At 33.0% G+C, this 11,257-nt stretch carries 11 protein-coding genes and 1 pseudogene; 8 read left to right on the top strand and 4 right to left on the bottom strand.

All coding sequences use genetic code 11. From position 1 onward, the window contains the following. Nucleotides 1-223 (top strand): annotated as a pseudogene (locus QZ143_RS08410) (YhgE/Pip domain-containing protein); the annotation flags it as partial. A 633-nt stretch (nt 224-856) separates the two neighbouring features. Here QZ143_RS08410 and QZ143_RS08415 read toward each other — a convergent pair. Further along, nucleotides 857-3,103, bottom strand: a complete 2,247-nt coding sequence (locus QZ143_RS08415) for a hypothetical protein (protein WP_292883140.1) — start codon at nt 3,101-3,103, stop codon at nt 857-859. A gap of 316 nt (nt 3,104-3,419) precedes the next feature. Between QZ143_RS08415 and QZ143_RS08420 the strand changes: the two genes are divergently transcribed. Together QZ143_RS08420 and trxB are read left to right on the top strand one after the other, a co-directional pair. Beyond that, a complete protein-coding gene (locus tag QZ143_RS08420) occupies nt 3,420-3,959 on the top strand; it encodes a glutathione peroxidase (RefSeq protein WP_292883143.1) in 540 nt (179 codons plus the stop codon). Between the two features lie 33 nt (nt 3,960-3,992). Continuing rightward, complete coding sequence (gene trxB, locus QZ143_RS08425) at nt 3,993-4,913, top strand: thioredoxin-disulfide reductase (RefSeq protein ID WP_292605864.1); 921 nt, start codon at nt 3,993-3,995, stop codon at nt 4,911-4,913. On the opposite strand, the gene QZ143_RS08430 is transcribed toward trxB, so the two are convergent. Further along, on the bottom strand, nt 4,910-5,053 hold the full coding sequence (locus tag QZ143_RS08430; protein ID WP_292883146.1) for a hypothetical protein: 144 nt from the start codon (nt 5,051-5,053) through the stop codon (nt 4,910-4,912). The two genes, trxB and QZ143_RS08430, sit on opposite strands and share 4 nt — an antisense overlap. Before the next feature lie 138 nt (nt 5,054-5,191). On the opposite strand from QZ143_RS08430, the gene QZ143_RS08435 reads away from it, so the two are divergent. From QZ143_RS08435 to QZ143_RS08455, 5 genes are read left to right on the top strand one after another with little or no spacing between them, the layout of a single operon-like run. Further along, complete coding sequence (locus tag QZ143_RS08435; RefSeq protein ID WP_292883148.1) at nt 5,192-5,752, top strand: GMP synthase subunit A; 561 nt, start codon at nt 5,192-5,194, stop codon at nt 5,750-5,752. Between the two features lie 2 nt (nt 5,753-5,754). Next, nucleotides 5,755-6,012, top strand: coding sequence for a hypothetical protein (locus tag QZ143_RS08440; protein WP_292605868.1), 258 nt, complete (start codon nt 5,755-5,757; stop codon nt 6,010-6,012). 1 nt (nt 6,013) lies between these two features. Continuing rightward, nucleotides 6,014-6,940, top strand: a complete 927-nt coding sequence (gene guaA, locus QZ143_RS08445; protein ID WP_292605870.1) for a glutamine-hydrolyzing GMP synthase — start codon at nt 6,014-6,016, stop codon at nt 6,938-6,940. A 49-nt stretch (nt 6,941-6,989) separates the two neighbouring features. Beyond that, nucleotides 6,990-8,159 carry a hypothetical protein gene (locus tag QZ143_RS08450; RefSeq protein WP_292883152.1) on the top strand — a complete coding sequence of 390 codons (1,170 nt, stop codon included), beginning with the start codon at nt 6,990-6,992 and terminating at the stop codon, nt 8,157-8,159. A gap of 57 nt (nt 8,160-8,216) precedes the next feature. Next, a complete protein-coding gene (locus tag QZ143_RS08455; RefSeq protein WP_292883154.1) occupies nt 8,217-9,107 on the top strand; it encodes a DegT/DnrJ/EryC1/StrS family aminotransferase in 891 nt (296 codons plus the stop codon). On the opposite strand, the gene cgi121 is transcribed toward QZ143_RS08455, so the two are convergent. Next, nucleotides 9,091-9,582 carry a KEOPS complex subunit Cgi121 gene (cgi121, locus tag QZ143_RS08460; RefSeq protein ID WP_292883156.1) on the bottom strand — a complete coding sequence of 164 codons (492 nt, stop codon included), beginning with the start codon at nt 9,580-9,582 and terminating at the stop codon, nt 9,091-9,093. The genes QZ143_RS08455 and cgi121 overlap by 17 nt on opposite strands. Nucleotides 9,583-9,589: 7 nt before the next feature. Continuing rightward, nucleotides 9,590-11,059 (bottom strand): (R)-citramalate synthase, encoded by a 1,470-nt coding sequence (locus QZ143_RS08465; RefSeq protein WP_292883159.1) that lies wholly within the window; start codon nt 11,057-11,059, stop codon nt 9,590-9,592. Nucleotides 11,060-11,257: the final 198 nt, after the last annotated feature.

Here is an 11,257-nt window from a genome sequence, read left to right on the forward strand (position 1 = left end):
TAAATTATTCCAGGATTTATATAATTACCTTCCAATGACATATGCAATCAAACTAGTTCGTGAAGCGCAATTGGGCGTTATTTGGTCCAATTATACTCCTGCATTAATAATGCTTCTAGCAATTGGTATTGTTACCATTATTGTTTCAGTAATTATTAAAGAAAAAGCAGACAAACCATCTAAATACTTTGAAGAAAAATTAAAAGAAAGTGGATTATTTTAGAAGTTGTAAATCAACTTCTATTTCTTATTTTTTGACATCATGCATGTTTTTTTGATCTTATCTTAATTTATTGAATTTAGGTATTCCTAAAAAAATAGAAAGTTTTAAATAGTATGACAACACAAGTAAGTAATAGAGTTAATATTTAGGTGTACCTAAAATACTCTCATATTATTAGTTAATACAAATCTCCGAAATTAAAACGTGTTAAATTAGATTTTTGCACAATTTCTCTAATTTGATACAAGTCTTATACTTAAGACATACCAAAAAAGTCGGATTTTTAATACTTTTATACCAATATAGTATTACAAAATCTCGAAATCAAGTCGTTGGAAAATTAAAAAAATCTGCCAAAATACATAATTTTCCTCAAAAACACAGGTGTTTAAAACCTCAATTAAACACCTATCATCTCTCTTTTTTACAATAATTTCTTTAATGAAATGATGATTTTATCATACAACCCAACATTTAGCGACACCATGAACAAAATTTAATAATTATGAATAAACAAGAATATTAATTTTAATCATCGATAGTAACACAACATTTTGTATTTAATAATTCGTATTTTATATTTAAGTTTATCTAGCCTAAAATAAAAAAAAAGTAAAGTAACTGCCAAAGCAATCACTTTTTAATTTTTACATTCTTTTTTACAGTGTCTTTTAGGTATGTTGCCTGATAGATTACCTTTTTGCCGACTTTAAGCTTTTTCAAGACATTTGATTTGAGAGTGTATTTGGCAACCCCTTTGGAATTTATTTTGGCTTTGTAGGTTTTGCCATTGAACTTAAAGAGCACTGTTTTCTTATTAAGATATTTACCATTGACTTTTGCCAGGCTTGCAGTCAAGACAAGTTTTTTAGCTGATTTTTTGACAGTGACTGATTTGAGACTTAGCAAATGTTTTACAACAACATTATTCTTGACAGTTACCCCTTTATACTGAACTTTAATGGTATGTGTACCTACTTTAAAGTTTTTGTCAATTTTAATTTTGATAAAACCGTCTTTATCTGTTTTAATGCTTTTCATTTTATTGTCAATGTAAACCTCAACATTTTGTCCTCCAATTTCGGGATTTCCATCGTCTCCAATAATCCTGACTTTATAATCAGCATTGCTAGCATAGTATACCTTTAAATTTTTGTTGTTTGCAATGCGGTTTACGATTTTCAATATCCTTGTGGAATTGCCTGCAATTTCAGATGAAACATATACTTCATATGTTCCCACATTTAAGTTTAGCTTGATATCTGCAATGCCATCATTATCAGTAATTGCATAATACTGGTTTGACATTATTTTAAATGAAAGCAATTTGTTTGAAATGCCATTTCCATTCTCGTCAGTCAATTTGATTTGATAGTCATAGCCACTGTTTTGAGCACGTGTCATGTCATATGCATTGAGCAATGCTGATTTGACATGAATGTTGATTTTAGTTTTATTGGACACATAATTGTCATCACCACTGTAAGTTATTTTAGCCGAATGATTGCCTGATTCCAATTTCGGAAGAACAATCAAGCATCTTCCATTGTACAGTGAAGAGGAGTATATATTTTCACCGATTTTAACATCAATTGTTCCAGTCGCATTTTCTGGAAGAACAATTGAAATCTCTGCATTTTCATCACAGGCAATGTCTATGTCACAGACATCTAAAGAAATATTTTGCTTGCCTGTGACATTCTTGCTTTCATTGTCAAGAATTTCCATTAAGATTCCATCCCTTACTCCATTCTTACACACATGCAGCTTTGTTGCATTGAAATAATGAGCAATTGTTTTTGTAATGATCAATCCAGGTACAAAAGTATTAATCCTTTCAGCCTTAACATTTAATATCTTTAGATAGTTTTCCTGTGTTGGCTGGTTGAATTCCCCCAATAAATCATCCAGCATTGAAACTGGAATATATTCCGCATCATCATCAATCCATCCAAGATATAATAACACCTTTTTAATTGTTTTAACTGATCCCCCAATACCAAACAAATCATTCCTTTGAGTATCATTTGTTACAGCAAGTTTTTTGAGCTCTGACAATACCCTGTTTTCTATTTCATTGACTTCAGTGGCATTTGGAAACAGTCCACTGACATACTCCAAGTAACATGAGCTTACGCCTATAGGCATACTTTCAGAAGTTATTACAGTTTTATTTATGAAATCAATCACTTCACAGCTTCCTCCACCCAAATCAATTACAATACCATTATAGGTTATTAAATCTGTGTCTTTTACAGAGTTAAAACTTGTTTTTGCCTCTTTTTCACCACTTAACAATATAATATCCAATCCGACTTTCTTTTTAACTGTTGCAATTACTTCTGCACTATTGTCAATCTTTCTTAAACTGGCTGTTGCAAATACAAATTTTGTTTTTACTTTAACCAAGTTCATAACATCATTAAAATCCTTTAGGACAGATACCAATTCATCGATTCCTTTTTTCGTTAGATTGTTATTTTCAACATAAATGGCAGTTACTGATTTTTCAGACAATGAAAACACTGATTTAGGTTTTCCACTATCTTTAATTTTATATATGTCTAATTCCATGGAATTTGCACCTATATCAACAATGCCATACAATGGAGATTCACTTTTAAGTGCAGAATCATCACTTTTTTCCAAAACAACATTATTTTCAGCACAAGACATATTTAAAACATTTTCATGCTGAGAATCTTTTGACAACTCCTCCTGAGAAATCGTTAAATTATCATCCATATCACTTATTACATCAACATTTTGATTTTCTACACCAACAACATCAACTGTAACATTATCCGCAGCATTAACAGCCGAAATTGCAAACAAAGAAATAAGAACTATTGCCAGTGCCATCAATTTCCTGTCTGTCAAAACTTTTTCCTCCTCAAAAAAGTATTTTTAATTAATAATATTTTTATACAAATTATATATAAATAATTATTGAAATGGAAAATATATGAACAAACAATAGTTTTCTGTTAATAAAATATATACCTGTTAGAATTGATGACATCACAAAATAAAAAGAGATATTTCAAAAAAAAATTAATTACATAAATTATCTTAAAAAAGATACCAAATAATTAAAAAAAAATACCAAAATACTTAACTTTTATATAATATTATTTAAAAATTAAATATAACTTTTAACACAGTTAAAGTTTTAAAAATTCAAGAGGTAAAAAGAATGTCAATCTATGATTTTGAAGTGAAAGATGGAGAAGGAAATATGGTTTCACTCTCCGAATTCAAAGACAAAGTACTTTTAATTGTAAATTCTGCAACAAAATGTGGTTTTACTCCACAATACACAGAATTAAATGAAATTTATGCTGAATTTAAAGATGAAGGTTTTGAAATCCTAGATTTCCCATGCAACCAATTCGGAAATCAGGCCCCAGGTTCAACCGAAGAAATTACAGAGGTATGCCGCAACAAATGGTTAGTGCCATATCAAATCTTTGATAAAATTGATGTAAATGGTGAAAATGCAGACCCGTTATTTGAATACATAAAAAATGAACAACCATTTACAGACATTAAAGGTAAGGGTGCAACTGCATTGAAATTAATGTTGAAAGCGAAAGACAGACATTATAAGGACAATAACGACATCAAATGGAATTTCACCAAATTTTTAGTGGACAGAGAAGGTAATGTCGTTCGAAGATTTGAACCAACCGAAAGTTTAGATGATGTTAGAAAAGCAATTGCGGATTTAATTTAAAATTAAATCCGTATTTTTCAAAGAGGAAACAATATGGAAGAGTATGACATCATCATAATCGGTGCCGGTCCAGGAGGTCTTACCGCAGGGATTTATGCAGGTCGCCAGGGAACACGAAACTTAATAATTGACCGTGATCTTGCAGGTGGAATTGGTCGTGAAGTTCCAGAAATGGAAAATTATCCTGGTTTTGACAACATTTCAGGGTTAGAATTAATCGAAAAAATGAAATCCCAGGCAACTAAAAACTGTGAGCTGCATGAAATGGAAGAGGTAACAGACATTGTTAAAACACAAGACAAATATCGGTTCACAGTCAAAACCAACAAAAGTGAATATGCCTCAAAAAGCATTATTCTTGCAACAGGCAGTTCCCACAGACATTTGGATGTAAATGGCGAAGAGGAATTTAAAGGCAAAGGTGTGAGTTATTGTGCAACCTGTGACGGATTTTTCTTTGCCGGACGTGACATCATCATGGTAGGTGGAGGAAACAGTGCCCTTCAGGAAGCGATTTATCTTAAAAATCTTGGAGCGAATGTTACATTGGTTCACAGAAGAGATGAATTCAGAGCGCAAAAACACCTGCAGGACATGATAAAAAAAGAAGGCATTCCAACCATACTCAATGCAACCGTTGAAGAAATCAAAGGAAACATGCTTGTTGAATCAGTTATCTTGAAAGACACAAAAACAGGAGAACTCCAGGAATTGCCGGTGAATGGTATTTTCATTAGTGTAGGATACATTCCTCACACAGAACTTGCCGAACAGTTAAACGTTGATTTAGATGAATCCGGCCACATTATCATTGATAAAGAGCAAAAAACCAATATAGATTATGTTTATGCAATTGGTGATGTGTGCGTTGGGCTAAAGCAGTGGGTAGTTGCATGCGGTGAAGGTGCAGTGGCTGCAACTTCAGCATATACTGATATCAAGCAAGACAGCTAATATCTTTCGGACAAATATACATATATGAAAAATGCAATTAACACTACAACTATAACAGGCAATAACCACATAAACAGTTTAAACAATATTACTGCTACGAAAATAGCGATTATAATTAATATCAAATCTTTTAATTCCATGTAATTCAAATATATATACTATCATATATAAATTTAAGGAATTGAAAGAACTTTTTTTAATTTTTTTAATATCCTTTGAAAAACTATAATAAATAAAAAAACTAAAAATAATATCATTATATTTTCATGGAGTATAAAATGACAATTTTAGTTATTAACAATAAAGGACAATACAATCATAGAATCCAAAGAAGTTTGCAGTATCTCAACATTCCATCAAAATTAGTTTCAAATGACTTGAGTATTGAAGAAATTGAAGCTGAAAATCCAATTGGATTGATTTTAGGTGGAGGACCATCACTTGAAGGTGCAGGCATGAGCGAAGAATATATAAAACACTTCGACATTCCAATTTTGGGAATATGTCTTGGTCACCAATTGATTGCAAAAGCATATGGAGGAGATGTTGAAACTTCAGATACTGAAAGTTATGCTCAAGTGAAAATTAATATCAATAATGATGAAAACTTATTTAAAGAATTGGCACCTGAAATGGATGTTTGGTCATCACACAAGGATGAAGTGAAAACAATCCCTGAAGATTTTGAAATCCTTGCAAGTTCAAATCTATGTGATGTGGAATCATTTAAACATAAGGATAAGGATGTTTACGGAATTCAATTCCATCCTGAAGTGCATCATACTCCAAAAGGTGAAATAATATTTAAAAACTTTTATGAAATATGTCAAAAGGTGTAATAATGATTGATAATGCTGAAGACTTAGCTACAAAAGCACAGGACAATAAGGCCGGTTTAAAAAGACAATATGTCAACATCCCAATAGGTGATGAAGAATATGGATTTAGAATCTCTGGAATCGGAGGCAAATCCGTCAAAATAGAAAAATTCATAAAATACGATGACATCATCGAAGCAATTGAATCCGGTAACGATAACGGTTTGGAAGCAATGATTAAACAAATCATTGAAGACTACGAAGAAGAAGATGAGGAATAAAATGTTAAGCCCTAAAGAATTTATTGAAGATGCAGTTCAAAAGATTAAAGATCAAATCGGTGATGAAAAAGCAATTATTGCATTATCCGGTGGTGTTGACAGTTCAGTTTGTTCCGTTCTTGTACAAGAAGCAATTGGAGATAATTTAACTGCAATTTTTGTTGACCATGGTCTTTTAAGAGCAGGTGAAGTTGAACAAGTAATCAACACCTTTAAAGACAGATTAAATTTCAAATTTGTTGATGCTTCAGATGAATTCATGGATGCTCTTGCAGGAGTGGATGATCCTGAAGAAAAAAGAAAGATTATCGGAAAAGTATTTATTGATGTCTTTGAAAGGGAAGCTAAAAAGGCTGATGCAAAATACCTTGTTCAAGGAACCATTGCACCTGACTGGATTGAAACCAAAGGCGAAATCAAATCTCACCACAACCTAGCTCTTCCAAGCGGAATGGTTTTGGAATTATGCGAACCAATTCGTGACTTATATAAAGATGAAGTTAGAGAAATCGGTGATGAATTAGACTTACCGGCTACAACAGTATACAGACAACCTTTCCCAGGACCTGGACTTGGTGTACGTGTCGTTGGAGCCCTTACAAGAGAAAATGTTGAAATATGCAGAAAAGCAAACAAAATTGTTTGCGATGAAATCGAAGCTGCAGGCATTGACAAGGACGTATGGCAATACTTTGCAGTGCTAACCGACACTAAGGTTACAGGTGTTAAAGGAGATCAAAGAGACTTCGGATATCTCGTTATAGTTAGAGTGGTTAATTCAATTGATGCTATGACTGCATCCGTTGCTGAACTTCCTTGGGAAGTCGTTCAAACCATTTCAAAAAGAATCACATCAGAGATTTCTGAAGTTACACACGTTGCACTATCCGTTAGTGACAAACCACCTGCAACCATCGAATTCTGTTAAATACTATTTTAATCAATAGTATTTTATTTTTTTACTTTTTTTAGAAAACATGAAAACCACAAAAAATGCTTATCTTGCCAAATTAACAGAACAAATTCAAATGAAGTCTGTTAAAGTCGGAAAAAATTTAGAAGGAACCACACCCCCATCAGTTTTTATTGGAAGATGGTCATATCCGAAAGTATATGCAGGACCTATGATGAGTTCCCAAATGGGCGATACCCATATTATGGATGCTCCCGAAGAATGGATCGGACAAAACAAGACCCAGAATGAAATTATAGATTATAGAATGAGTCTTGTGCGTGGAAAACAGCTGATAAAGATTGATGATTTGGAAAATCCTTTTGTTGAAAAGCTTCAAGACATTTCACTTGCATCCAAAACAATTGACAGTGAAGCCACTTTTGGTCGAAGGCCTACAGGATCAATGCTTACCGAAGACAGCACCCCTCATGGTCCAAGTGCAGTTATTGAGACATTTGACATCGATGCAGTCAAATGGGACAGACAATTGGAAAAGACATTCTATGATACTGACCTGAAAGCAGTAGATGCTGTTGTCAACCTTCACAGTAAAGATGTGCCATTTTCAGCAATGCAAAAGGCATTTTCAGTTGGAGCAATAGGAACAAAAAATAAAAGAAAGCTTGTTCCGACACGTTGGTCAATTACAGCATGCGATTCAACTCTTGCCGATGAATTTCTAAAGGAAGTAAGAAAATTTGAAAGGTTGGATACCTATAGGGTTTTTGAATTTGGAGCCCTCAATACATATTATGTAATTATATTAACCCCAACAGAATGGCAATATGAATGGTACGAAGCATTCATCAAGCTCATAAAAGATGAACGATTAATATTCTCAGATTATGAAACAAATGGCGGCAAAAAAGAATACTCCCGTGTCGGAGGATGTTATTACACCGCAAAAATGGTGGTTCTTGACTACCTCTTTAAAATCAAAAAACAATCAGGACTGGTAATCTTGAGAGAAGCATATGAAGATTATGTGCCGTTAGGTGTTTTTAACGTTCGTGAAAATATTAAAGAAGCAATGGAAAAACCCTACATTGAATTTGAAACATTGGAAGACTGTTTAAAATATGCTGGAACAAAACTTCGAATACCCGTTAGCGAATTTGTAAAGCAGGGAACATTGTTGAATGAAATGCTTCACACAAAGCAAACCACCCTTGATATGTACTTCAAAAAGTGAGTGATATGTTTAAGTTTAAAACCCCCTCTAATAAAACGTTAGAAACAATGTCTGAAATTGCAAAAGGAAATCTTTGAAACAAAAGCGATAAACAAGATTCAGGAATTGACAGGTCACGAAAATGTTAAAATCACATCAAGCGGAAACAACAGCATTTTCATTGCACTTTCAGCAGTTGAGGGAGACATTATTGTGCCAGATCAAGGTGGATGGCACGGTTTTAAGCAGATTGCAAAATTTTTAGGAAAAAACATCAAAACGCTGAAAACAGATTTGGGAATAATAAATCCAAAATATTTAGATGAAATGGACATTGAAAAGGATTCTGCATTAATATACACAAGTTTTGCAGGTTACTGCGCTGAACAAGACACCAAAAGCATTTCAAAATATTGCAGTGACAATGACATTTTAAGTATTGAGGATGCATCAGCTGGAATTGGAGACAGAAAGAATAATCTTGGAAATGGAAAGTATTCCGACATAATCATCGCATCAACAGGTTCTCCAAAAATGATTAATGTGGGAAGCGGAGGATTCATAAGTACAGACAATACGGAAATCTTTGAAAGAACAAAACTTCCTCAAAAATTAAGCAAAACATCACAAATTGTATGTGGAGGTATATGTTGCGAACTTGAAAATGTTGATGAAAAACTTGAAGTTACATTTAATGCAACAAAGTATCTAAAAAACAACATACCTAACACAATTCATCCAAATAAAAGAGGCGTTAATGTAATTATACTTCATGATAATGCAAAAGAAATAAGTTGGAATTTAAGAAAGTCACTGCCTATTGACAAAAGCGGATTCATTACCACTTGCCCAAACTACAACAGAATAAAACAGAAGGCAATTGCAGTTGAAATTAAAAACCTGGCATATGACTGCCTTGAAAAAGAATATCTTGATAAAATAATTGAAGAAATTAATAATCAACTGTAAGTTTGGTTATTCTATCAACCAATATGTCTTCAGCAGACATGTTTTCCAATTCGACATCACCAATTTTATAAATCTCTTTCAATTTATCCACATCAGCGGATAATACATCATCATTGCGGTCAAATAACTTGGAAAGGTCATTAGAATAATCACTACAATTAACCAAAACTGCACATAGATTCATATCCCCTTCTTTTAATCCCAATATATTGAAGGCTTTAGAAATCTGTCTTTGAGCAGAACATCTCACAACAATTTCAACACTAATGTCTTTTGCAAGATTTTCACCACGGTCAAATGCAAGAAATGCCTGATTGACCCCATGAATTATGTGATTTTTACCAGCGATTGCATCTGCATTTAAAAGTTGAATAATTTCACCATCTTTTTTAATATCATCAATTTGCGAAAGAGTTTCACCAACAGAAGCAATATTTGCATTAAAACCTAAAATTTTTATATTATCCCTAATCATGTGACCACTAATCCCTAAGCAACCTATTTACACCTGCAATATAAGCCTTAACACTGGCATTAATAATATCCGCCTCAGTACCGCGAGCAGACACTACATTATCCTCTTTTTGCAGTTTGATAATTACATCAATAAATGCATCAGTACCCCCAGTGATAGAATCTACGTGATATTCAATAAGCTCTATATCTTTGAACATGCCTAACGATTTGATTGCATTGATTGCAGCATCAACAGGACCAATACCAACACCCGCATTTAAAATTTCCTCACCATCTACAATAAGTTTAACAGATGCAGTAGGCATGACCTTATTTCCTGAAACGATAGTAATCTCATCAAGCTTAATGCGGTCTTCATGATTAATTTCCAAAACATTGTCAGCTATTACCTGCAAATCCACATCAGTGACGGTTTTCCCCATATCCGCCAAATCTTTAATATCATCACATATCTGTTTAAGCTGACTTTCATTTACTTCCAAACCTATTTCCTTTAATCTGGAATTCAAACCATGAGTCCCCATATGTTTACCAATAATAAACTTACGAGTTCTTCCAACAAGTTCTGGAGTCATAGGTTCATAAGTAGCGGAATTTTTAATGATGCCGTCAGAATGTATTCCGGATTCATGAGCAAATGCATTTTCACCAACAATCGCCTTGTTGGGTTGAATGTACACACCAGTCAATCTGGCAACTAATTTAGATACATCATAAATCTGATTGATTTTAATGCCTGTTGAAAAATCAGGAAGCAATCTATCAATACTTACAACACATTCTTCAAAGGAAGTATTTCCAGCTCTCTCACCTATACCATTAATGGTTGTGTGAATTTCAGATGCTCCACCCTTGATTGCAGATAAAGTATTAGCAACAGCAAGGCCAAAATCATTATGACAATGACATGAAATAGGAACTTTGATATCGTTTAATTTAGAAAACAAATCATAAGAAGTATCTGGTGTTAAAATACCTACAGTATCACAAACACAGATCCTATCTGCACCATGATCTATAGCATTAACATATATATTTTTTAAGAAATCAACATCACTTCTGGAAGCATCTTCAGCAGACAATTCAACAATCAAACCATGGTCCTTGCAGTAATCAACAGCATTGTTGGACAAATCCAAAAGTTCATCCTTTGAAATTTTTAACTTATCTGAAATATGCAGGTCAGAAGTGGGAACAACAAGATTTACCGCATCAACATCACAGTCTAAACAATAATCTATATCAACATTTAATGGTCTTGAAAAACTTAAAATTTCAGCATTGAAACCTTGTGCTGAAATTTCTTTAATGGATTCTCTTTCACCTTCAGAAGTAATTGCAGAACCTGCTTCAATAAAATTAACTCCAATTTCATCAAGTTTAGTGGCAATTCTAAATTTTTCTTGAGAAGTTAAAGAAACCCCCGGTGTTTGTTCTCCATCTCGTAAAGTAGTATCTAATATATTGATATTCAAAAAAATCACCTAAAATTATGCAATAACGGTATTAAGTAAAAAGATAAGTAACATAAAAAAAAACAGTCAAAAAGAAATAGATAAATTATAGTAATAGAAAGCTTGCAGCGAAATGAAATTCCCATAGAAAACCATAGTACACAAACAAAACACAAAAGGACTTCACTACTGGGATCGAAACGAGACCAGGTATAACCC

Source organism: Methanobrevibacter sp. UBA188, from assembly GCF_905234905.1.
Lineage (GTDB): Archaea > Methanobacteriota > Methanobacteria > Methanobacteriales > Methanobacteriaceae > Methanocatella.